This window comes from Nocardioides candidus (genome assembly GCF_041321175.1).
Taxonomy (GTDB): Bacteria; Actinomycetota; Actinomycetes; order Propionibacteriales; family Nocardioidaceae; genus Nocardioides.
In genome coordinates, this window is record NZ_JBGGWC010000002.1 from 299,215 (window position 1) to 321,994 (window position 22,780).

Below are 22,780 nucleotides of genomic sequence, written 5' to 3' on the forward strand. Positions count from 1 at the left end.
TCAGGTGCCAGACGACGCGGCCCGGCTACTCGGCTGACGGAAGATCTCGACGACGCGCGCGCGAAGTAGGCTCTCCGCCAGCCGACCAGCTTCGGCTTCTGCGGTGACGATCTCGGTGCGAAGGAGGATTTCACCGCCGAATCGGACCTCGCCGTGCCACCGCCCGGGAACCTCGTCACACACCGCAAACAGGTCGAAGTCCATCGCGCCGCGGGTCGTCGGCACTCGTACTGCGAGTCCTGGCCGGAGTTCCTGACTGTTTGATGCAAAGTGAGTCACCGTAATCATGGGACCATGTTGCAGGATGGCTCCGACACATCCGCGCGGCCGAGGAGCTCTCTCGGTGGGTGGAGTCGGTGTGGGACGTCATGCTGCCCCATCTGGATCGAGTCGGACGGCCGAGGTCCTGCGCCACGACTATTGGCGCTCGGCTGCTAACCGTTCCAGTGCGGAAACGACAGGTCAGCAACGACCTGGAGGCCCCGCGCGGTGCGCCACCTGCCAATTCCGGGTCCGCAGACGGGAGCGTGTGTGGCATGCTCCAAGCCGCTCGCGTCAAGGAGAGGGACCGATGGCCTACAAGCAGTTGCCGATCGTTGAGGTTGCGGTCGCTGACCTCCGCCTCGACCTGGACAACTACCGGATCCCGGTGAAGCCCGACGACGAGGCAGCCGCACTCAAGTACCTGTTCGCCTCAGAGGACGTCATCGGCCAGGCGAAGTTGTTTCTTCGGGACGGTTACTTCGACAACGAAGTCCCGATCGTCGTCAAGGAAGGTCGCCACTACGTCGTCCTGGAGGGAAACCGCCGAGTCAGTGCGCTCAAGGCGATCGCGGACGCTGGGCTGGTGCCTGAGCATGAGCACGAGGTCAACGAGCTGCTGACTCGGTACGCGTCAGAGATCGCGAACATGCCGACGGAGGTCCGGGTCATCGTTGCTCCGAGCCGCGCGGCCGCAGCGCCGCACATCGCTCGCCTTCATACCGGCATCCCCAAGCGCCGCTGGAGCCGTGATCAGCAAGCCAACTATTACAATTCACTGCTCGGTCCCCAGGTGACCGTTGACGACCTGAAGGCGCTCTACCCCGGCGTCGACGTCGTGCGCTTCCTGCGGATGGTCGCGATGCGTCGCTTCCTGACCGGCGTAAAGTTCAAGGACAAGAGTCTCCGCGACTACGTGCGCAGTTCATCCTTGACGATGTCGGCATTCGAGTACGCGTACCGTCCCACGCTACTGGCAGCCGCACTGGGCGTGACCTTCGACGGCGCGCGGATCAAGCCGACGCGGAAGGAGCCTGAGCGGATCGGCGCCTCGATCACGTCGCAGCAGCGCGATGCGGTCGAGTACCTCATGGCGGGGTTCCGCGCGGGTGACTTCAATACCCGCTCGCCGGAGTTCAAGAAGGGGACGGACGCGCAAGCCCGGCTGCTGGCGACTCTCCTCGGAGTCGCACCGGGCGATCAGGATCTGGACGAAGATGACGAGCCGCACGACGACGACGCCGAAGACGAGGCGGAGGACGACGGCGACGGCGACGGCGGATCGGGAGGCAGCGGCCAGGAACCGCCTGGAAGCGGCGGAACTGGCCCGCGCGGACCGAATCACCCCGATCGCAAGCGGCTCTCCATCGCTGGCTTCTCGTTCGCCAAGGCGCCTGCCAACCTCGAGAAGCGCTACCAGGAGCTTCGAAAGATCTCGGTGGCCGACACCTCCACGGCAGCGGCAATGCTGATCCGCTCCGTGCTGGAAGCGACGATCAAGTTTCACTTCAGCGGGACACCGAAGGCCGTCAGTGGAGAACTTGGCCGTGTGATGCCAGCAGTGGTTGCGGAGTACGGCAAGCAACGCCCTCTCAAGGACGTGATCAACACCATCGCGAGCGGGCCGGTCACCAAGCCCGGCAGCGTGAACTGGTTCAACGCCGCCGCGCACAATCCCGACTACCCGATTACCGAGGCCGAGGTTCGCCAGGCCTACAGCCTTGTTGAGTCGCTGCTCAAGCGCCTGCTGACGCCCTACACGCCTCCGACGACTCCGTGAGCACGCGGCCGACCTGCTCGGAGGCCACGACCAACTCCGAGGCCTTGCCGGGATACCGCGCGGAGTAGTTCAGATCGAGCGCAGCCTGGAAGTGCTTTCCGTAGAGGCGCTGGATGAAGGGTGACTCGTCGTAAGTCATAAGCCAGTGCGCGCCATTGATGCGGTTCACCGCTTCAGCAAGCGCCTGGTGGTCGCGCCCATCGAAAGCATTCAAGTACAGCTGCGATCCTGCGTGGACGTACGGCGGGTCGATGTAGAGGAACGAAGTGCGGCGCCGTCGGTGACGCTCGATCACCGTGCGGCCGTCGAGTGCCGTGACCTCAATCGCGCCAGCAAACTCGCTGAGCGCGCAGATCCTGCCCGCCAGCGTGGAGCGATTGAACCGGGCATCGATCTTGTACCTCCCACCCTGGTCCTGCCCACCGATCACCCCTGCGTTGAGGACTCCCGACCTGTTAGTGCGGTTGAGGTAGAAGAACGCGCGCCCGAGCTGATCCAGGTCCGCGGGTTTGGATCGGTAGACCCCACGCTGCGACCGCCACTCCTCGATCGTGAGCGGCACCTCCATCACCCAGTCAACGAACGCGGCATTGTGATTGACAACGGAATGCCAGAAGGCATGCACGGCCGGGTCGATGTCGTTGATGACAAGGCGACTTACTAAACCTTCTCGGAGCAGCGCTATGCCGGCTCCAGCGCCGCCCGCGTACGGCTCGACATACGTGCAGTTTCGTACGCCGAGTTCCCCGATGACGTCTGCGAACAAGCCAGCCAGCGCTGCCTTGCCGCCCGGGTATCGCAACGGCGAGAGGGTCCCGTAGCGCCTCGCAGCCACAACCCGAACTGTGCCGGTCATTTGATCGTCTCCTGACGTCGCCGGTAGTCGGCTGTGCGGCACCGACCCGAGCAAAACAGCGCTCCGGCTCGTGCAACGAACTCGCTGCGACAGCTGAGGCAGCGGTGCACCCTGCCGCGCCGTCGCAGGGTCTCAATGCGCACGGCATCGCGCAACTCGTCCAAGCCGTCCGCGCTCAAGGACTCAACAGATCGAAGCATGTGACAGTTATAACTGTCACGCAGATCGAAGCGTAGGGTCCGCCTCGGCGTGGCGCCGACCCGTCGTCGCCAACGCCCACACTCGCCGCGATCGGGGAGGCGCCACTCGACAGCGGGGACGCCACACTCGCAGGCGTGGCGGTGAGCAGGTCCGGGCGTCGTGCGGAGTCGGGAGAGCGCGCCCGCGTAGGTGCGATTCCCGCACTTCCACCGCCGTTGCCACGGCGTAGCAGCGCGGACGTTCGTCGGTCCCGTGCCGCCGGTCTCCCAGAGCCGTCGATAGTGCGCCCGGCACGACTCGCCCATGCGCGAACGCCGACCTACCGCACCTGATTGCCGCGCCGAAGCGACCTCGGACGGTCCCGGTCGAACGGGCTCCGAAGTTGCCACGCAGCTAGCCCGTTCCCGGTAGCGGTCTCTCCGGTTCGTGCAGGCTAACCCCGTTGACACATTGTTGCTTCTAAACAACAGTGGGTTGTATGGGCGAAGCCTTCCTGACCCCGACATCGACCGACCCGGTCGCCGCAGTTCAACTCGCCAGAGCCTGGATGGCCCTAGCAAGACGAGCAAACAACACGACTGCCAGTCTCAGCGGCGAGGACGGCGCACAGGACAACTCATGCACAACCCACCCGACCAAGCTCCCCACCGCGCCACCGGGCTGTTCGGCATCAGAGAGAGCGACGAATGGGACCGCCAGCTCTTCGACGCGATGCGACAGCAGACCTACGCCAGATTCCGCCACGTCCCAGAAGTCCAAGCAATCATCGCAGCAGGCCTCGCTCCCCTCGACGCGCCAGACTCCTTCGAAGTGACGTTCCAACCCGACGGCCAAGAACCCATCACCGAGACCGTCGTGATCGAACACCTCAGCCGCGGATCAACCAAAGCGATCCTGTTCCACCACCGCGACTACTGGCACCTGTGGTCACAAGCCTCCGCCGCCAAGACCGGCGACCAAGGAATCAACGACTTCACCGCCATCCTCATCGACGTCATCGAACGGATTCGTCCTCTCAACCTCTACGCAGCCAACGTCTCCCGACTCGTCCGATCCCTCAGCCAAGGACACCGCCTCCAAGCAGCCTTGGACGGCAACGTCGACACCGTCTGGGCCGGCGACCTCCCCTTCGCCTTCACCGGACCGCACAAAGTCGTCGGATCGATGATGTTCTCAATGTTCGCCATGATCGCCTCGATGGAACGCGACTGGATCGTCCAGCGTCTCCTCGCCGGACGCATCGCGAAATGGCGCCGCAACGAATGGCCGTTCGGCAAGAACACAATTCCCTTCGGCTACCGGCTCGACGACGCCCGCCGACTCGTCCCCGACCCCGAGCTCCGTCCGACCGTCCGCGAAATGCTCATGATCCTGAGCAACTACGACACCCCACCCTCAGAGCTCGTACGCCAACTCAACCGCATCGGCGTGACCGGGATGCGCAAACACCGCCGCCTCGACATCAACATGCCCGCCGGCGCCCTCGCCTCCCCCGACTCCTTCATCACCTCCCTCTACGCGTGGGCGCCGCTGTGGATCCAAGGCGAATACCTATGGCGTGTCTCCAACGCCTTCGCCGACATGGACGAGATCGCCGGACTTCCCGTCGTGCGCCACCCCAACAACGACGAGGATCCCGGCGAAGTCCAGATGCTCTACTGCCCCGGAGTCCCCGACAACGGTTGGGCCGAACCCGAAATCCTCGCCTCCTTCGCCGCCGCCGCAACCGCCCGCACCAAACGACTCAAGAGCAACGACCGCACCCCACCCCGGCCCCTCTCCCCCACCGTCAGCAACTCCTCGGCCGACCCGGTCCTGCACAGCCAGCTCATGAACTCTCTCCACGCCCGACTCCTGGACAACACCCACCGAGACCGCCGACGCGCCGCCCGAGCCCAACAACGCATCGCCCCCTTCGCAGGGCGCGAATGGACCGAGGGCGAATGGCACTACGAGCTCCAAGTCCTCCACACCGGCACCTACCGGCTCATCCGCTGGCCCAACAGCCGCCAGGAGGGCCGATGAGAGCCGGACGACCGATCAGCAGCCCCATCACCACCGACGCCGGCCACTCCCAAGTCGTCGCCTACCTCGACAGCCACCAGCTCACCACCGGATTCGTCGACGCGTTCACCGCCGCATGCCGCACCGGCATCGGCGCCAAACAACTCGCCGGACACACCACCTTCCACCGATCACGAGGCCACCTCACCGTCGACGTCATCGCCCAGCGCATCACCGCGCTCGAACGGCTCGAAGCAGAAGCAAACAGGCGCGCCAGCCGAGCCCACCAGTTCTCGCTCGACGCAGCCGACGAAACCGAAGGCCAGCAATACCGAGCCAGCGCACGAGCCGCACGAGCCGAAGCCCAAAAACACCAAACCGACATCGCCGCCCTCCGCTCCGCCCCGCCCCGCCCCAACCAGGCCGAAACCTTCGATGCCTACACCGACGTGCTGCTCAAGGCGATGCACCGGCTCGCCACCTGCAACAACCGGGTCACCCAAGAGGAATACAGCGCACTGAAGACCCTCATCCCCCACCTGACCATCACCCGCCGCGACGGTGAGTACTGGGCCAGCGCCACCGTCAGAGTCAACACACTCGACGGCATCGCCGAACTAGGACCCATCCAATGGAAAATCGGCGGCGCAGGCATCGGAACCCAGGTGCTCACCAGCCAAATCGAAATGCCAACCGAATCCCACCACACCTCTCGCCGACTCCTGGTCCACCAACTGCGAGAGGCCGGCACCACCCACGAAGCAGCGCTCGTCCTCGCCAACGCCCCGTTCCCCGCGCTCCCCCACGTCGTGCTCGGACACCTCACCGGAAGCCCGCCACCCGAATGGGTCGGCGACCAATGGCGCGACCCGACCTTCACCGCTTGGGTGAGCCAGGTCTACGCCCATCGGGGATTCACCTGGCTCGGTCGCGGCAAATACACCAAGGTCTCCCGCGCCCGCCAAGCAATCACTGCCTTCGCCGCACGCCACCACGACTTCACCCTCGCCGACCTGCGCGCAGACCTGCCCCTCGACGAGCGCTTCCAGATCCGGCGCTACTGCCGACCCGAGCGCGCCGCCAGAGCAAACATCCGCCCCTGGATGCCCATCCTGATCGAGTCCACACCGCACGCTCGCCGCCTGGACCAAGCCACGTTCAACGGCGTGCAGTGCACATGCGGACGCATCGCAACGATCGTGACCCGCGTCCCAGAAATCCCCTCCGACCTGTTATGTGCCTGCCTGCGGATCCCCGACCCGGTGACCTGCCCAGCACCGCCCGAACTCAAGTTCCCCGACGAATACCGCCACCTCGAGCTGCCCGCCGAGGACTGCATCGCCGAGCTCCGACGACGCCACGACACGTGGCACCAGCGGATGCCCCCCGCCATCCGAGACCTCTTCGACCAGCGCGACCTGCTCAGCGTCGGCGCCACCGAAACAGCACTACGAGCACGAGTCGGTCGCGACACCCACGTGTTCCGCTCCCTGCGGTCCTTGGAAGAACACCAGCTCATCAAACGTGATCACAACCGCCCAACACTGTGGACCTACACCGAGAACGGGCACCAGATCGCCACAGGCAACGAACCAAGACCAGGGCCACGAACCTGGCTCCCTAGCGGCGATCGCACCCCCGACGTCTCGGATCGCGGCCAAGGAGCATTGGAGTGCCTCGAGCTCCTCTCGACGGGACCGACGTTACGGAGTTGAGATGGCTTCAGCATCCTCGAAACGGCTGAACCCAACACCGTCTCCCAGTCTTCATCTCGAATCCCGAGTCGAGGCATGTGCGTCGCATAGACCAGCTTCGCGAATGACCGAGTCGATGTCCCCGTCCAACCGGTCCTGCAGCGCGAAACCGAATCACCCGAGGCAGTCGATCACGCGCTCGAGCGCGGTGCGTTCATCGTCGGCGAGGACGCCTTGCGTCTCCATACGAGGAGTGTCGGCACCTTGGGCGCCTCGCGACGCCGCTGGCGCGATCCCGAGGGCGACGAAGAGCGCAGCGGGCCTTGACGCGCTGCGATTAGCAAAGAGCGCATCTACCCTCACAGTGAGGAGCAGAGGGAAAGAGTGCGCCTAGCAACTACCCGACACAGCGACTGTCCTGCCGATGCCGCGCGGCTTGAACCAGCCAAGGAACAGAGTAGGTACCGGCGGCAAGGTCGACCGTGGGAACGACTCCGATCGGCAGGCGCTCCGTGTGCGGTTACCGCGGCTACCGACCGCCCCAAGCTCAAGGAACGCGATCAGCGCCAGGAGAGCCCGAACGCGACTGCAGCAGGGCTCGCCCGACGGCGCGGCACATCCATCGGCTACCCGTCCCAGCTTCATGTCCCTCCCCGAAATCACAAGTTTCGACGACGAACGACGCCTGTCAGGGTTAGCCTGGCACCCGAGGGGACCGCCCGGTCGACTTTCGGCTCTCGCAACTGCGATTTGCCACGCGCTCGGCACGCTGGCGAAGTCGGTGGCAGCGTTGTCAATGAACCGTGACTGCGAAGCAGTCCTGGCTTGCGCCCGACAACCCATCCATCGACGACTTCACCCACAGATTGGAAGGTACGTCGAATGGCTTGGAACCCCCGCGCCGCGGACCACCGCAATATGTTCGTCGCGGCGTTGTGCACTACCGCTTTGGCCGCCGGAGGCCTGGCCGTCGGCCCAGGCGAAGTCTCGCCGGCTGGGGCGGTGCCTCTGCCGCAGAACGCCGCGGACGACCCCGAGCCGGTCGCAGAGCTGGCCACGGCAACAAGCAACACGTATCGTCAGCCAGACGGATCCTACGAATACGTCGGGTACGCGACCCCCATCAACTATCTCGACTCTGACGGCACATGGCAGCCCATCGACAACCAACTCGTATCGTCGCCTGCCGCCGCGTATGCGGTCGAGAACGCTGAGAACGACTATGTCGTCAAGATCCCCGAGGACGCTGGTTCCCACCCAGTCAAAATCGTGACCGCCGGGCAATGGCTCTCCTTCTCCATGGCCGGCTTGGACGGCTCGCCCGAAGTGGACGGCACCGAAGCGACCTTCACCGAAGCTCCCCTCGGAGTGAACGAGGTCACCTACGATTCGCGACCTGACGGAGTCAAGGAATCGATCGTTTTGAACGCGCCGCCGTCTGCTGCGCCCACCTACATATACGGCCTGGCCGTCAGCGCCGGACTAGAACCGCGCATTCGACCGAGCGGCGAAATAGAAATTGTCGATGCGGCCACCGACAAGACCGTCTTCGAGTTGCCTGCACCATTCATGACGGATGCGGATAACGTCACGTCGAACGACGTGACCTATGACCTGAGCGCCAACGGGAGCGAATGGACTTTGCTCGTCCGACCGTCGCTCGCCTGGCTCCAGAGTGACGATCGCGCGTATCCGGTCGTAGTCGACCCCACCGTCGTAAAAAATCCGACGACCGACGCTTGGATCACCGAGGCCTCGCCCACACAGGTCAACGCGGGCGGAGCTTATCTCAAGGTCGGCGGAGGATCCGGAGATCGATCGCGTTCCTTGCTCAGATTCGACATCTCGAGCATCCCGGCCAACGCCGTCGTGCAAAGTTCCGACGGGTCGCAGCCCGCCCTCCTTCAGATGTATCTCGACGCCAGCCTTTCCGAGGGCACCGGGACAACGACGCTCGTAGCAGCTCGCGTGAGTCGCCTCGAGCCTTGGACGCCTGGTGCGCTGAACTGGGCCAACCGAGGAAGCGGAACCCCGTGGACGAGTGCGGGCGGTGACTACGGAGAGATGAGTCCTGCCCTCACCGTCAACCTCGGAATAGCGAACTACAAGAACTTCAACGTGCTTGAGACGGTCCAGAACTGGGTCAACAAGCCAGCCTGGTACGACAACAACGGGTTCATCGTCATGCAGCAGCCCGATTCGACCAAGAAGCTGTGGTTCCATTCTCTCAACACCACTACCGGGTACCCGCCAAAATTGGTCGTCAAATATCAAATGCCACCGAACAAGCCGACGAACCTCACCATCTCCCCAGTCGACTCGACTCAAAAGGTCAGCGATAGCGCGCCTACTCTGTCGGCGAAGGTCACTGACCCAGATGGCGGTGCACTCCACGCGCAATTCAGCATCCTCGACAATACCGGAACGCAGGTTTGGACCGCGTCCGGTTCAACGGTCACGAGCGGCTCTCTGTCGACAGCCCACGTTCCTGACGGCGTGATTTCCGCCGACAACTCCTATAATCTTCAAGCGATCGCAGTCGACGACGCGCTGTCGTCCAAGGCATCTGCCTCTCTCGCGTTCGACACAATCGGCGGGAGTATCGCGGTCGCGGGGTTGACTGTCGGTCCGGACGGCTGGATCACTTACAACGATGACTCGGTCCAGACCGACCTGAATCTGACACCTGGCACCATCACCACCCTTAACGGCACCGGGTCGACGGACGGATGCAGTTTTGACGAGGAGTCAGACTTGGAAAATGACGGGCCGGCGATCTTCGTGGAGGTCGGGTACAACCCGGTCACGTGCCAAGAACGCGTGCAGATGACGCCGCTCACACAGGCTGCAACGGACGAACTGGAGGCCCAAGATGCTTCAGCCGAATCCGCGGGAAGCTCGACAGAGTCCGGCCCGTCTTTCTACTACGCGGGAAATGCTGATGCGCCCGTTTCAGAACCGGATGTGAATGCGCCGTCGTTGGCGGCATCGTCCTACCCGAATCATGCGTGGGTGAAGGCGCGGTGGATCGACCCTGTAAACATTACGATCACATCTTTGAAAGAATCGATGAACTGGGAATATGGATATAATCCAACAGGGACGTTCTCTTCCGTTTCGCATGCGTGGAAATATTCACTTGACGTAACACACACGGGGCCTGCCGATTGGCACAACTTCGGTCATGACGCCAATCACGTTTGGGACAGCGTCAAGCGGAGTTATTGGAATAGCAGCTTTGCAACAATCATCGTTGGCGCTCTCGGCCCCGCGGGGTGGGCAGCGTGTGGCTTCTGGACGTCTCCGCGAGCTGACTTCAGCCACAACTTGACCCTCAAAGGCGACAGTTGGGGCGGCGCGGACGCATATATCCACAGCAGGAAGCACGGGGCGTGCACCAACCTGGTTCATCACAAGGTCAATACCTCATGGGATTGAGAGTCCGTCGGTCCGACGGGGCACTAAGGAGGTCTGCGATGATCCATTGGGTCAGGCTGTTGACAGTTGCGATGGGCCTTTGCTGCGTGGCGGCGTTCGGCGGGTGTGGCAACGACTCCGGCGGCAGCAGGGATCTCCTCGGTGCGCCGGCACACGCAGCACCGGGGGACGATGACCAAATTCCGTCTGTCGCGCGCCACTACCTGCGCAACCTGTTCGCGGGCAGGTACGCGCGGGCGAGCGGGTATGTTGCTCCTAGCAGCCAGGGAGTGCTTGATGCGATGTCGCTGAGCCGCGCGGATATCCCGCCCACGACTGTTCGGAAACTGCAGATTGGAAGGATCTCGGTCAAGGGGAACACTGCGACCGCAGTGTTCATGGGCCAGCTCTGCCGTCCCTCGGGCGTGGCGCACCGATGCGTAACGAATAGGAATCCCGTTTCGCGTAAGCCCGCGTTTCGGCTACACCTGGCGTACCTCGAAGGTAATTGGCTTATAATTTTCCCGACTCCGACTGGGAGGTCCTTGTCGCAGTCGTCGACGGATGTCCCGCATTAGATGAGCACCTGGTTGGATTTCAAATCGGAGGTTGCGTGTCCGAACCCAGCACGGACAGTGACTGCGGAGGACCCTTTTGGGTTCGATCACGTGGTCGAAGAAGGGTTGCCCCCGTCAAGATTTCATGGGCGCTGAGGTCGGAGACCTTTGCGTCTCGCTCCTGTGGCGGTTGGCGAAGCCGCACGTTCGCAAGCTAGGAGATTTCATGTCGGTTCCGAGAGTCGCTCGAATCATGTCGTGGTTAGCGCTGGCCGCGGGGTCGGCGTGGGGTGTCGCCTTGATTGCTTTCGCGTGGTTGGCGCCTGTTTACGATACTGAAGGGTCGACCTCGGGAGGGGATACGAGCGGGTCCGAGACCTTGGTCGGGGAGAATGGCAGCGGAATCATCGTTGTCTTCGCAGTCCCACTTCTCGCGACCCTGCTTGTTGGACTTGTGCTGCTGTTCCGCTCTCACACGGCCGCCATGAGAGCGGCGTGGACGCTCACGGCGTTAGTGGTGATATTCAACGCATTCACGTTGCTGACTGTCGGCATCCTGATCTTGCCGATTGCGGCGGCGCTTGTTGCCGCGTGCGCCTTCGCGCGGATATCGACTTCGGCCAGCACCGGATGATGAGGCCTGCCCTGAACTGAACGGCGCGGCGTCGTTCAGCGCGAACGCGAACCTCGTGGTATCTGTTTGGGTTAGTCGTCGTCACCGGCCCGCCCGCGGAAGGATGCTACGACGGTGATGCACCCTTGATTCCCGCTCTCGCGTCGCTAGTGCGTGAGGCGACACGGACCGCCACGTCCCGCCGCTTGATCTGGACTTCGTGCCGGGTGACCAGCAGCACTTGAACGGGAAGGGGCCAGAGCGGCAACGACACCACCTTCACCTACAACTGCGGCGATCCGCTCACCGCGCTGGCGAGAGCACTGGTGCAGACCCGACGCGGCGCGCAAGTAGATAGCACGGGGAGGCCAGCAGCTGGGCGTGAGACGCCTACTAGATGTAGGAGGAACGCGGCCTTCGTTGTGAGGGCCAGGAGCGTGTTCGACGGGCAAGCCGAATGGCTCCGCTCCCGCGACGGCCGCGCCGATTCCGCCTCACTGGGCGCATCCGTTCGATCGCGACGAGTACTGCTGCTTGAAGGCCCTCCCCACCAAACGGCGGTCGCACCAACGAAGCGGTCACACCTCCGAGACGACCACCACCAAGCCGCGCCCGCGCGCTTAGGCGCCCAGGTGCGCAACAGTTCCCTGCCCCATGGTCCACGCACGGCGCGGAAGCCCTCTTTTCACCACCGCGACCAACTACGACGCAGGCCCGGGTGTGGCGCTTGGGCGTTGCCGGCCGGAGAGAGGCGCTCAGACGAGTCGCCCAGCGGGATCGCGGACGCCTGCCAGGCTGCTGTTACGCGTGTGCCTTCTCGTACGCCTCAAGGACCGCTGCCGGAACGCGTCCGCGCGTCGACACCTCGTGACCATTCTCCGCGGCCCACGCGCGCACGGCTCGCAGGTCCGTCGTCGCTGACGACCGCGTGGCGGACTTCCTGCTTCGAGTGCCTGTCCCGCTCCGCCGCGGCACCCGCTTGCCGGCGTCGACATACGGCTTCAGCGCCTTCTCGAGAGCGGCTCGATTTTTCTTGGCCAGATCGATCGTGTACTCGACACCCATGAAAGCGAAGGACACCTCTTCCGCGTTGCTTGTTCCGTCGATGTCGTCGGTAATCTGCGTAATCGTAGTGCGCGCCATAGGCGCATCATCTTCAATCGAAGCCCAATAGTCTATTCACAGAGCCGTTCCGCTGCTGACGCCACCCGACTACCGTCCGCCTCGCGCCAAATTGCAGGCATTCCCATACAGGCGCCCGATATCACCGAAGCGTCATGAGTAACTTGACGCGCATTCATGGCGCCCACCGCTGCTCCCAGCGCGTGCGAGCGAACTGCGACCCATTGCTGCTGCTACCGACCGGCCCGCTAGCCGTAGCGCGACTCGCGACCGCCTGGGTGCTCTGACACAACAAACAAGCAGCACACCACGCGTCCTATCAGACAGGCAGGACGGAGGCAGACTTGAAATAGCCGGCCATCTCGTCGTCACAACGATCGCTTCGCGGAACGTCCGAGCGAGCCGGCGCACCTACTGGGACCGTTCCGCAACAGAACTCATCCCCGCCGACCGTTGCCCTTAAGCGGCCCGCGTGCCAAGGTTGTCTTGACTCTCGGGTGACTCACTTCTCAAAGAGGTGCCAAGGTGTCCAAGACCAACGACCGCGCACTTGACATCCTGGAACGCGCAGGATGGACCGCTGGACAACAATTCGTCGCCGTCCTCCTCGCCAACGGCGCCGCTAGGCCGGTCGTGGACATCCCGTGGGAGTTCGCCATGAGCACCTCGGCGGGCGCGGCGGTCGTCAGCGTCGCCACAACACTCGTGCAGTACCTCACCAACTTGACCGACAAGCCGTTCTGGATCGACCTGGGTATCCGCCTCCTCAAAACCTTCCTCGCCTCGATGCTGGGCAGCGTCGGGGCCGGAGTGCTCGATGTTGTGGCGTTCGACTGGTCCCGAGCTCTCGATCTTGCGCTCGTCGCGGCACTGGGCGCACTAGCCAAAGGACTCCTCGCCCGCGAACCCGACTTCGCTTCCGCTACCGGACGGCCCAGCCCGTCAACGCTGCCCAACGCCACTTATCGCCGCGCCGTCGCCTAACCGCGCCACACGATCCGCGGCCGCCAAATAACAAGGGCTCTGGCCGCCCGAACCGATCACCTCCTCCGACAAGTGCGGCTCTCTTACAACGCTCCCGCCGCACCCCGCTTGGCGCGATGGCTGCAGACAACCCACCGCACCAATCGGCGGCCTCCCGCCCCCCATCAGCCAGCCGAACCACCCGGCTGGACGACCTGGCTGGACGACCTCACTGGACATCGCAGTCCGTTGGCAGCGGTGCGCCCGATTGGGCCATCACTCACAATCCGCGCCGCGCGGCCTCCCGCGCCAACTGGGCAATGCGTCCCTTCGACAGCCCGCTCACCTGCGCCAGACGCTCATACGTCCAACCCTCAGCTCGCAGCCGCGCAATCGCCCGCAGACGCGGCACCGCAATCTCCTCCAACGCATCATCAAGTGCCGCGAACGCATCACCGACCGCCGCCACCACGGCGAGCGGATCGTCAACCTCATCCAACCGGGCAGCCTCCATTGAAATCGCCCGCTTCAACTCCGGCGAAAGCTGGCCGGGTCGATATCCGGCACGACGACGGCGAGGAGGCACAACCCCACTCGATTCCGTGTAGAGGACTACACACACGCAGGCGCGCCGCTACCCCCTCGAGCACTGCCTGGCAGCCCCGGACTCGGGCGCACGCACGAAAGGGTGCCGGCCTCGTCCTCGCGGCATACGGAAAGCAAAGCTGCGCCAGCTCGGCCGTGGCGGCCTTCCAGCCCAGCGCGGTAGGAACGTCCGGTGGCGGAGCCAGCACCGCCCTACCGCTCCCGCAACTTCGCATGAGTCGGGGGTCCGTCCGCGTCTCCCCACCACCCCGGTCGCACCAAGGCGGGCGCGACTGCAGCACTCAGTCGTGAAACGGACACTGCGGATGCGCCCGCAGCTGCACACTGCGCCAACGCACCGGCGAGGGATGTCCGTTCTCGTCACGCAGGTCGGCGACGAAGTAATTGCCGCCCAGATCGCCGTCCCCGACGAGGTGGTGCATCGCGACCCGACTGGCATGGTGAGAGATCGTCGCCAGGTCGGGGCGATTGCCGGTGAAGGCCACGCTGCTGCATCGCGGCGGGTTGACCCAGCCGTGGGGATCGGCGCCCGGCACCGGCAATCGGGCGTCGGTTGGCTGCGAGGCGGAGGCGGCGCGCCATCGCTCCACGCACTCCCAGCAACCGCTGGCCGAGGTCAGCAGCGCCACGACGCCCCCGAACACGCCGGCAGTGGCAGAGACGTGGAGGAAGGGGGCGCCCTGTTGGCGTCGCACCGCAGAAAGCCAGCGGGTCACGGCTCGGTTCGCGGTCGCATCGATCACCAGGTCTGCTTTTACCAGCCGACGGTTCAGGTTGTCCAGAGTCTCCTCGAGCTCCGCGCGACGGAACCGGTCCCAGGCGCTGCCGACGTCCACCTGGTAGCCGATGACCTCACTCCACGGGTTCGCCGCACGGATCTGCGCAGCGATCAGTACGGACTTTGGCTCCCCGGCCCACGTCGCCGGCGCCGGTTGCCGAGACGCCGTCGCAACGTCGACGATGTCGTGATCGACCAGCGCGAGGCTGCCTACGCCTGAGAACCCCAGATCGTGGGCGACGTGGCAACCCAGGGCACCGAGCCCCACGACAACCACGCTGCGGGCCCCCAACGCGGCATTGGCCGGGGTCCGCACCGCGGCACTGGGTCGCACCAGGTGCTGGCTGGTGCCCAACCGGAGCTGATGGCGGGCTTGGGCACCCCCACCATCACGGCATCGAACTCGGATGAGGAACACCCACGACTCCCCCATCGATCCGAACCCGACCTCGTCGGGGACCAGCAGCCCCACGGTCTCCACCTCACGGTCCACACCGGGAAGGATCGAGGGGTCAACCTGAGGTTCCGGCACCGGCGCAAGCCGAGGAATCACCCGCCTCCAAAGGGCGGCTGCAGGCTCGGCGGGGTCGTAGTCGGGGTGTCGAATCCAACGTCCGAGCGAGACCACCGGAAATCGTTGCCGCCACGTCGCGTCCGGCACGCCACAGTGCACGGCGATGTCTTCTCCCAGGACACTCGTGACCAATCCGGTGCCCAGAAGCTCCTCGCGCAGCCCGAAGGTGAAACGCACGACCAGTGCACCCTGCTCCACACCGCTCGGCACCGGCTCATCGGGCACCAGGACCGTCGGTCCGTCGAAGGGCCGCTGGCCCGAGACAGGTTCGGGCACCGCAATCTCATCGGGCCACGACGGTGGGGTTGACGATGCGGCCACGGGCGGCGACCCTGCGGGTTGCGCACCGGTGCGCAACAGCTTCGGCACCTGCTCGCGCAACAGCCTGACCACCGTCCACTCCGGAGCCCAGTCCTCCTCGTGCACCAAGCACAGCTCTCCGCCGGCGGAGCGGTGACGGCGAAGACCAAGATCGTTGCCCCGGTCGTAGACAAGTGGCGGGAAGTACGGATATGTCTGCCGAAATCTCACCTGAAGGCGCGCACTGCGTCCGGCCGATGGTTCTCCGACCGTGGCCTCGTCCGCCCGCCCGGATGCCGACAACGGGAAGTCGACGCGGAGACGCACCGCGCCATCGCGGTAGACCACAGTGAAAGGCCACCCGGCCGTTCTCAGCTCATCGAGCTCCTGACGCCACCGCTGCGGATATCGCCGATGCCAACCGGCCGGCCGGCCCGATCGAGGCCCGCTCACACCCATGACGGCCTCGCCACCGGGCTCATCCGACCGGCGCCGGATGGTCACCCGGCGGTGCATGAAAGGCCGGCAGCGGGACGTGCTCGGTGATGGTCTCCTCAACGCGTTCTCTCGTCGACGTTCGCCGAATGGTGCGCCGAGTGATGCGCTGCCCCCCGCCTGCGGTCAGTTCGGGGTCCGAGTCGACCTCCCCCTGCGACGATGAGTCGCGATTGGCCTGGTGAACCCCCGGAGCATGCGACGAAGACGTGTCCCTCACACGATCAGGCGTCAGATCCTCCTCATGAGGCTCCGGCGCGCCACCCTCGCCCGAGCCGACACCTGGCTGGTCTGCGTCCGTCATCCCGGCTCCCTACGTGACAGGTCGTATCTTCTAAAGACCAATCTAGGTGTAGACCTCTATACAAGAGCATGTCAAGAGGCGCCCGGACCGATCGAGGCGGCGGGAAGGTCGGACTCGCTCAGACCGCGACCATCGGCGATCACCCCAGTGGAGGGCCTCCGTGGTGGTGGCCAGAGGCAGTGGCGGCCTGAGGCAGTGGCGGCCTCAAGCGGTGGCGCCGGGGTCCTCGCGACGCCGACGCAGCACGGGGGCGTTCGCGGGCCACAAAGAGGTGTCCAGCGCGAGCTCCAACTTGGCGATGCTCAACGTGTCGGGCCAGCTGGTGCCTTGCAAGATCCGATAGAGGACAGTGCGCTCGATACGGGCATGCGATGCGACTGCTGACTTGTTCTTACCTTCCAGCGCCGCCTCCAACGCCCGGGCGATCTCCACCGCGTAGGCGACAGCGTCGGGGCTGTCCTGCTGGAACTCACCGTCGGGCCAGGTCCCCGATGCCAGCCAGCGGCAAGGGGGTCGGTCCAAGTCGGAACGTCGGGGCACATCTGGAGATTAGCCGTGAGACGCGACAGTGTTGGACCGCGCCACGCCTCGCCCGCGTTGAGGGTTCCGTCGCAAACCTGCACGTCCCGCCGAGAACGTCGAGCGCCGCGGAAGAGGCCGCCCTCGCCATGCCCTGACGCTTGAGGTTCCAGGCTGGGCCCTGGGAAGACTGGCAGTCAAGGCGGGCACGGCTGCAGGCCAGTGCGTCAGGGCGTCCCAGCTACGCACTCATCCGCAGGCCCGCCGTCGATAATGTCGAACTCGACTCCCAGCGACGCCAGGAGGTCGTGGAGCTCCCCGAAGGCATCGTCGAGCGACGCGGCGCCGAGTGCCACGCCGACCTCGAAGCAATACGTGGAGTCAGCGGTGGGATCGTTGCAGAGGTTGCTCACCGCCGTGACTGTGCCGGGCCAGCCATCCACCGCAACGTCATCCGCCGCGACATCTGCGCTGCGGCGGCTGCAGTGCAGTTCCTTGCACGACGCCTGCCGCCACTCCTCCATGACCACTGTTGCCACCGTTGGCAACACGGCGTATACTTTCTCAGTGCGAACACAGAACGCAGCCAGTTCGGCCGCCTCCCTGCTGCGATCGCTTCGCGAGACGCAGGGACGGTCGCTGCGCGGAGCAGCTGAGGATCTAGGCGTCGCGCCATCGCAGTTGTCCCGCATCGAGCGCGGACAGCGAGGTATGGCTGAAGGTCTTCCCGAACGGCTCGCGCAGTACTACGGGGTCTCGGAGGACTTCATCGCCCTCGCTGAGGGGCGCGTCCCCGAGGACGTCTTGCTGATCCTTGCCCAGCATCCAGAGGAGATGACGTTCCTTCGTGACAAGTACCGCGGCAGTGTTGAAGGTCGTGCGAGCCCGGCGAGTTCAGCCGATGCCGACCTTGCGTAAGGCGGCGATATGGGGTCCGGTTCTCCGCAGCACAGGACTGGGTCCCTACACCGTCGGCGATTGTGTCGGGGAAGGCTGCTTCTGCATGGTCTTCGAAGGACACGCTCCGCCGTCTGCCGACACGGTTGCGCTCAAGGTTCTGGAGCCAGTCAACGCCGGCCTCGAGGATCAGTTCGACTTCAAGAACGAAGGGATCCTGCTGCGCAAGCTGGTCAAGTCCCGGGCGGTCGTAGACATCTTCGAGTCGCGGGTCGATGTCGTTCCGCTACAAACACCCCAGGGGATCTCGGTACCCGTTGAGGTGCACGCGCACGTGCTGGAGTACGCCGACGGAGCACTCGAGGAGCTCTTGGAAGACGACGTCATGCGGGAGGAGTGGGACTGGTCGGAGCGGTTGAGTCATTGGCGTGCGTGCGTGCTCGGCATTCACGAGATGCATCTCAAACGAGTCGTCCACCGTGATCTCAAGTCGAGCAACTGTCTGGTGTTTCTCGGCAACGCCGATGTGCCGTGCAAGGTCTCAGACCTGGGCCGGTCACGCGACCTCGACAAGCTCGCCCATGTACCTGCGCAGGACTACCTCCGCGGCCGCGGTGATCTGCGGTTCGCGCCGCCGGAACTGCTGTGGCTCACCGGGGAACCCGCCAACGCAGCGGCTTTCAAAGCCGCGGACGTCTACGCCCTCGGCTCTCTGCTCTTCGAACTCGGGACGGGGCAAGGCATCAGCGCTGCGGCCCTGCCCACGCCTGCCGAAGCGTTGCGCGAAGCCCTCGCCGACAGAGCCGCAGGCGTCAGCCGTGATCTCGCTGCCCTCAGACCACGGTATGAAATCCCGTTGAGCCACTTCCGTGAAGCCTGTCCGCCAGCCATCCGCAACGAAGCCACTGAACTCATACGTCTGCTTTGCGACCCTGTACCGAGCGAGCGTCAACCGAAGATTCTTGGACACCGCAAGTCGAACGGGCCGGGCCTCACGTGGCTCCTCAGGCGCGCCGACATCCTTGAGAGACGCCTCAAGCACAACGCACGCCGATCACCCCACCGGCCAGCCGGCTCTTAACCAGCGCTAAGGATCGAGAGTCCCCACCATGCCCGCAATTGCCCTCACCGACGGCCCCTCGGCGCCGGAATCATTCATGTCCGAACCGTCCTTGCTCAAGCCGAGCGCCGATCCCACGCCACCACACACCGCCGGCACCCGCAAACGACTCGCTGTCGAGGACGACGCCTACGCCGCTTGGCTCGACCGAGCGCACGAGGTCGTCCGTTCCGCAGAAGCGCGAACGGCCGCCGTCCCCTCCCCGACCAACTGGATCCGGCTTGCCCAGGCCCAATACGCCGCGGGAGAGGTGAGCGACGCCGGAAACAGTGCCCACACCGCGATGACCGAGGCGATCCGGCTCATCGAGAGCCAGCAGTGCAGCGCCTCCGCGATGACACTCGTCCTCGGGTCGGGCGCCAATCTGCTTGCCCGGTCGGGCCGACAGGCCGAGGCCGCGGTCCTGCTGCGGCGCGTCGGCCCACCGGAGGTTCTCGAGTTGACCTATGCCTCGCTACTGATCGACGACGAACGCCTGCAGGACGCGTTCGACGCGATTACGGGCGCGAACGACCCGCAGGCTGACGCCATGCGCGGCTACATCCTCGCCCGCCAGAGCGAGACTCAACGAGCAGTGCACTACCTTCGCAAGGCTTTGCGAGAAGCGCCCGAAGATGCAGACAGCGTCATGAACCTCGCGTCGGCCTACTGGAGGCTCGGATCCCGTCGCAAGGCGATCAACACCGCTCTGCGCGCAGCCCGGCTCGCGCCCAGCCGCCAGGACATCTCGGTCAGCTACATGACTCTCCTGCTGGAGGACAATCAACCCGACCGGGTCCTCGCCGAGCTCAAGAGATTGCGACGTGCCGGCGTGGTGGACAGCGCACGTTCGCTGATCGTGCGATGCCGGGCCGAGCTTGCCGTCGGCGACGCCAAGAAGGCGCTGACCTTCTTGCGGCGCGCAGTTGCTGCGGCGGAGAACGAAGGAGACACCGAGCTGCGTGACGAAGCGTCGGCCAATCTTCGCGTTCTCGAATGCTCTACGAGCGGACAAGACCGGGCCAGCACGCGACGGGTGGCCCTCGAGTGCGTCAAGGACGCGCCCCAGAACCTCGCTGCTGTTCGCCAGCTAGCAGCCCATAGCGCTCGGCGTCATGAAGCACACGATCTCCAGCAAGCGATCGCCAACTTGGGCGCATTGCCGGAGCTGGCGCGCTTGGACCTGGAGGCGCGGCTCGCCTACATTCGCTGCGACTTCGAGGAGAGTCTTCGGGTCGCTGAAAGAATCGTCGAGCTCGACCCGATGGCCGCGGACCACTGCGCCATGACGGTACTTCTCCAGGGCTGGCACCGCGGAGACTGGGAAGCCGCCGCACGCAATGCGAGTGCGTGGATCAAACGCGCTCCTTTCAACGATCAACTTCTCAACAACGCCGCTTATGCGATGGCCCTCGGCGGGATGGCCGCGGAGGCGCTCAAGGTGTTGGACCAGCATCCTGAGGCCGAGGACTTCGTTCCGGTAGCAACCCGCGGGCTGGCACATCTCGCCCTCGGCGAACTCGATGCCGGCATGCGCTGGTACCGCCGAGCTGCCGAGATCGCGCACGCGGTCGGCGCTGGAGACATGCTCACCCTGATGGCTCTGCACCAAGCCGCCGGCCTGAGGAAGTTGGGCGTCACCGACGTGGCCAGCGAGGAGTTCCTCGCTGCAACATCCCTGCCTGACACCCCCCTACCGGCAGATTGGGACGACCAACCTGGTTTCGTGATGATTCAACAGGGCTGCACACGCGAGGGCTGGCCGTGGCCGCCGAATCTTCATTTGTGAACCTCTGACACCTCTCACCCCCACCCCTGACGCGCGCTCCGTCCTCGCGAGTGGCCGAACGTGTCGTTGCGCAACTTGGCACGGTGTCACCTGCGACGCGCCACCACGCGGTCGATGGGCTCTGCTCCTCACGGCCGAACCTCTGCCGAGGTCGCAAACAACTGGTCGCTGGAGCTTGCCCAACTAATCCAGCAGCGGCGCTGCCGGGGACGCAACCGCGCCACCAGTCAAGACGAACTTGCTTTCCCCTGCGCGAACTCCACCCGCATTGAGACGATCGCCTCGTGACGTCTGGACCTGCAACATCGCCACGCCATCACCACGTGGCGACGTTTCTGGTGCTCGTCGCCGCCGTCATGACCCTCGACCTGGTCGTTCTCAACCTCTTAGGAGTACTCAACGGAGTCATCGTCGCCGGCCTGGCGACCGGCGGCGCGACCATTGGCCTTGCCGGGTCGGCCTTGCAACACGACGCGTGGGCGGGGCGGACAGGTGCGAAGGTGCTCGGACTGACCCTCCTGGCGACCGTCCCCGTCGGGCTCGGCTTCATGACCCGCGCCCATCCCGACGACACGAGCAAAAAGATCCCCGCCGACACGATGAACTTGGCCGCCGATCCGGACGTTATCGGCATCTCCGGAGGCTGCGAACCCTTCGCGGTTTGGGGCCAGAACCGGTGGGAACCCTACGGAGCGAAGATCCTCGCCCGACCACTCCGCGAAGCTCGCCAAGTTGGAGGTGTCGCCCCCAACAAGACGGTCTACGTGGACGGGTGGGTCCGAACCGAGGACGGCAACCTGACCAACCGGCCGCCGTGGAACAGCAACATCTGGTTCCACCTGGCAGACGGCACCGGATGGGTGTCCTTCGCAGGCACACGGGGAGCTCCCACGACACACGACCCGACCGGCGGATTCAGCGACGACGGCGGCACACCCCCACCCCACCCCGACGCTTGTCGAGCCGCACTGCGATGACCAAATTCCCCAACCATCCAGACCCGGTCCTCTGGCGCGGACCGACACCGATCGCACGGGCTCGATTCGACCCGCGCCCTGCCACCACGAGTCATCGGCGACTCCTCATCGAAACGGAGCAACGATGACCCCCTCGAGCCTGACCCAATACCTGCTCATCGTCGCCTTTGTCGTCCCCGGAATCGTCTACCAGACGGTGCGCGCACGCTACCTAGGCGAGGTTCGGCAAAACAGCGACCTTGCGGCGAAGGTGCTGCGAGCTTTGGCCGCAAGCACCCTGCTCGCCCTGCTGTATGCGATCGTCTTCGCCGACACCGTCGCGCACACCCTGACCTCAACCCCCGCGCAGGTCCGCAAGCACGCCGAAGAGCACGGATCCGGCTACGCGTGGTGGGCCTTCATTCTCGTGTTCGCTGTACCAGCGATGCTGGGTCGTCTGGTCGCCGCGTGGCCCACAGCACGGTTCCGTCTCGTCCAACTTCTTTGTCGAGCAGTCAACGCAGCCCCACAAAGCAAGTTGAAGCGGACGCGGAAGTTCGCCGAACGACTTCGCGACCGCACCTCAAACCCCCAAGGGCTGCGGTTCGAGGCGACCGTGAGCGCCTGGGACTGGGCGGTGAATCACGGCGGCACCAGCAACGGGTTCGTTCGAGTCCAAGACTCCGCAGGACAATGGTGGGGAGGAGCGTTCGGCAACTCCTCCTACTTCAGCGACTACCCCGAGGACCCGGCAATCTACGTCGAGGTGGCGTGGACACTTTCCGCCACCGGGGCGTTCGTAGAACCACAAGAAGGATCTCGAGGCGCTTGGATTCCTTGCAAAGATTGCCGCACCGTCCAGTTCCTGCAATCCAGCAACATTTCCCCCGCTTAAGGAGCGACTAGTGGCGAACGAGAAGCCGACCAACACCCCGCGGCCCGATCCGTTCCACAAACGCGGAGGCAGAGTACCCACCGGGCAGCCTGCCGGTGGA

General features: G+C 64.8%; 18 protein-coding genes. 10 read left to right on the top strand and 8 right to left on the bottom strand.

Annotation, left to right across the window (positions count from 1 at the left end; all coding sequences use genetic code 11):
- Positions 1 to 204 (bottom strand): hypothetical protein, encoded by a 204-nt coding sequence (locus ACAX67_RS11160; protein WP_370703920.1) that lies wholly within the window; start codon positions 202 to 204, stop codon positions 1 to 3.
- A 367-nt stretch (positions 205 to 571) separates the two neighbouring features.
- On the opposite strand from ACAX67_RS11160, the gene ACAX67_RS11165 reads away from it, so the two are divergent.
- Positions 572 to 2,041, top strand: coding sequence for a hypothetical protein (locus tag ACAX67_RS11165; RefSeq protein WP_370703921.1), 1,470 nt, complete (start codon positions 572 to 574; stop codon positions 2,039 to 2,041).
- Here the strand turns inward: ACAX67_RS11165 and ACAX67_RS11170 are convergent.
- The gene (locus tag ACAX67_RS11170; RefSeq protein ID WP_370703922.1) at positions 1,998 to 2,897 is read right to left on the bottom strand and encodes a DNA adenine methylase; all 900 of its coding nucleotides are present in this window, start codon (positions 2,895 to 2,897) and stop codon (positions 1,998 to 2,000) included. The two genes, ACAX67_RS11165 and ACAX67_RS11170, sit on opposite strands and share 44 nt — an antisense overlap.
- Positions 2,898 to 3,716: 819 nt before the next feature.
- Between ACAX67_RS11170 and ACAX67_RS11175 the strand changes: the two genes are divergently transcribed.
- The 3 genes from ACAX67_RS11175 (at position 3,717) to ACAX67_RS11185 (ending at position 10,234) form a co-directional block, all read left to right on the top strand.
- Positions 3,717 to 5,123 carry a serine integrase family protein gene (locus tag ACAX67_RS11175; RefSeq protein ID WP_370703923.1) on the top strand — a complete coding sequence of 469 codons (1,407 nt, stop codon included), beginning with the start codon at positions 3,717 to 3,719 and terminating at the stop codon, positions 5,121 to 5,123.
- Positions 5,120 to 6,817, top strand: a complete 1,698-nt coding sequence (locus tag ACAX67_RS11180; RefSeq protein ID WP_370703924.1) for a hypothetical protein — start codon at positions 5,120 to 5,122, stop codon at positions 6,815 to 6,817. The genes ACAX67_RS11175 and ACAX67_RS11180 overlap by 4 nt, the downstream gene beginning before the upstream one ends.
- An 861-nt stretch (positions 6,818 to 7,678) precedes the next feature.
- A complete protein-coding gene (locus ACAX67_RS11185; protein WP_370703925.1) occupies positions 7,679 to 10,234 on the top strand; it encodes a DNRLRE domain-containing protein in 2,556 nt (851 codons plus the stop codon).
- Positions 10,235 to 11,241: 1,007 nt separating this feature from the next.
- On the opposite strand, the gene ACAX67_RS11190 is transcribed toward ACAX67_RS11185, so the two are convergent.
- Positions 11,242 to 11,397: a hypothetical protein gene (locus ACAX67_RS11190; RefSeq protein ID WP_370703926.1), complete on the bottom strand. Its 156-nt coding sequence runs from the start codon at positions 11,395 to 11,397 to the stop codon at positions 11,242 to 11,244.
- Between the two features lie 787 nt (positions 11,398 to 12,184).
- Complete coding sequence (locus ACAX67_RS11195) at positions 12,185 to 12,526, bottom strand: histone-like nucleoid-structuring protein Lsr2 (RefSeq protein WP_370703927.1); 342 nt, start codon at positions 12,524 to 12,526, stop codon at positions 12,185 to 12,187.
- A 504-nt stretch (positions 12,527 to 13,030) separates the two neighbouring features.
- Here ACAX67_RS11195 and ACAX67_RS11200 point away from each other — a divergent pair.
- Positions 13,031 to 13,489, top strand: a complete 459-nt coding sequence (locus tag ACAX67_RS11200) for a holin (RefSeq protein ID WP_370703928.1) — start codon at positions 13,031 to 13,033, stop codon at positions 13,487 to 13,489.
- Positions 13,490 to 13,748: 259 nt separating this feature from the next.
- Here ACAX67_RS11200 and ACAX67_RS11205 read toward each other — a convergent pair whose 3' ends face one another.
- The 4 genes from ACAX67_RS11205 to ACAX67_RS11220 all read right to left on the bottom strand — a co-directional run bounded on the left by ACAX67_RS11205 (position 13,749) and on the right by ACAX67_RS11220 (position 17,595).
- Positions 13,749 to 13,967 (bottom strand): hypothetical protein, encoded by a 219-nt coding sequence (locus tag ACAX67_RS11205; RefSeq protein WP_370703929.1) that lies wholly within the window; start codon positions 13,965 to 13,967, stop codon positions 13,749 to 13,751.
- 388 nt (positions 13,968 to 14,355) lie between these two features.
- Positions 14,356 to 15,852, bottom strand: coding sequence for a HesA/MoeB/ThiF family protein (locus ACAX67_RS11210; RefSeq protein ID WP_370703930.1), 1,497 nt, complete (start codon positions 15,850 to 15,852; stop codon positions 14,356 to 14,358).
- Positions 15,853 to 16,729: 877 nt separating this feature from the next.
- A complete protein-coding gene (locus ACAX67_RS11215) occupies positions 16,730 to 17,047 on the bottom strand; it encodes a hypothetical protein (protein WP_370703931.1) in 318 nt (105 codons plus the stop codon).
- A gap of 224 nt (positions 17,048 to 17,271) precedes the next feature.
- Positions 17,272 to 17,595 carry a hypothetical protein gene (locus ACAX67_RS11220; protein WP_370703932.1) on the bottom strand — a complete coding sequence of 108 codons (324 nt, stop codon included), beginning with the start codon at positions 17,593 to 17,595 and terminating at the stop codon, positions 17,272 to 17,274.
- 16 nt (positions 17,596 to 17,611) lie between these two features.
- Here ACAX67_RS11220 and ACAX67_RS11225 point away from each other — a divergent pair, with 16 nt between their 5' ends.
- From ACAX67_RS11225 to ACAX67_RS11245, 5 genes are all read left to right on the top strand, one after another.
- Entirely contained in the window at positions 17,612 to 17,962 is a 351-nt protein-coding gene (locus tag ACAX67_RS11225; RefSeq protein ID WP_370703933.1) for a helix-turn-helix domain-containing protein, read from the top strand.
- Positions 17,946 to 19,022, top strand: coding sequence for a protein kinase domain-containing protein (locus ACAX67_RS11230; protein WP_370703934.1), 1,077 nt, complete (start codon positions 17,946 to 17,948; stop codon positions 19,020 to 19,022). The genes ACAX67_RS11225 and ACAX67_RS11230 overlap by 17 nt, the downstream gene beginning before the upstream one ends.
- A gap of 28 nt (positions 19,023 to 19,050) precedes the next feature.
- Positions 19,051 to 20,829, top strand: coding sequence for a tetratricopeptide repeat protein (locus tag ACAX67_RS11235; protein WP_370703935.1), 1,779 nt, complete (start codon positions 19,051 to 19,053; stop codon positions 20,827 to 20,829).
- Positions 20,830 to 21,167: 338 nt separating this feature from the next.
- Complete coding sequence (locus ACAX67_RS11240) at positions 21,168 to 21,806, top strand: hypothetical protein (RefSeq protein ID WP_370703936.1); 639 nt, start codon at positions 21,168 to 21,170, stop codon at positions 21,804 to 21,806.
- A gap of 124 nt (positions 21,807 to 21,930) precedes the next feature.
- On the top strand, positions 21,931 to 22,680 hold the full coding sequence (locus ACAX67_RS11245) for a DUF6338 family protein (protein ID WP_370703937.1): 750 nt from the start codon (positions 21,931 to 21,933) through the stop codon (positions 22,678 to 22,680).
- Positions 22,681 to 22,780 lie beyond the last annotated feature (100 nt).

Excerpts from the sequence above, each read along its gene's own strand:
- ACAX67_RS11160 (WP_370703920.1), bottom strand. The coding sequence starts at position 204 with ATGGACTTCGACCTGTTTGCGGTGTGTGACGAGGTTCCCGGGCGGTGG.
- ACAX67_RS11165 (WP_370703921.1), top strand. The coding sequence starts at position 572 with ATGGCCTACAAGCAGTTGCCGATCGTTGAGGTTGCGGTCGCTGACCTC.
- ACAX67_RS11170 (WP_370703922.1), bottom strand. The coding sequence starts at position 2,897 with ATGACCGGCACAGTTCGGGTTGTGGCTGCGAGGCGCTACGGGACCCTC.
- ACAX67_RS11175 (WP_370703923.1), top strand. The coding sequence starts at position 3,717 with ATGCACAACCCACCCGACCAAGCTCCCCACCGCGCCACCGGGCTGTTC.
- ACAX67_RS11180 (WP_370703924.1), top strand. The coding sequence starts at position 5,120 with ATGAGAGCCGGACGACCGATCAGCAGCCCCATCACCACCGACGCCGGC.
- ACAX67_RS11185 (WP_370703925.1), top strand. The coding sequence starts at position 7,679 with ATGGCTTGGAACCCCCGCGCCGCGGACCACCGCAATATGTTCGTCGCG.
- ACAX67_RS11195 (WP_370703927.1), bottom strand. The coding sequence starts at position 12,526 with ATGGCGCGCACTACGATTACGCAGATTACCGACGACATCGACGGAACA.
- ACAX67_RS11230 (WP_370703934.1), top strand. The coding sequence starts at position 17,946 with ATGCCGACCTTGCGTAAGGCGGCGATATGGGGTCCGGTTCTCCGCAGC.
- ACAX67_RS11235 (WP_370703935.1), top strand. The coding sequence starts at position 19,051 with ATGCCCGCAATTGCCCTCACCGACGGCCCCTCGGCGCCGGAATCATTC.
- ACAX67_RS11245 (WP_370703937.1), top strand. The coding sequence starts at position 21,931 with ATGACCCCCTCGAGCCTGACCCAATACCTGCTCATCGTCGCCTTTGTC.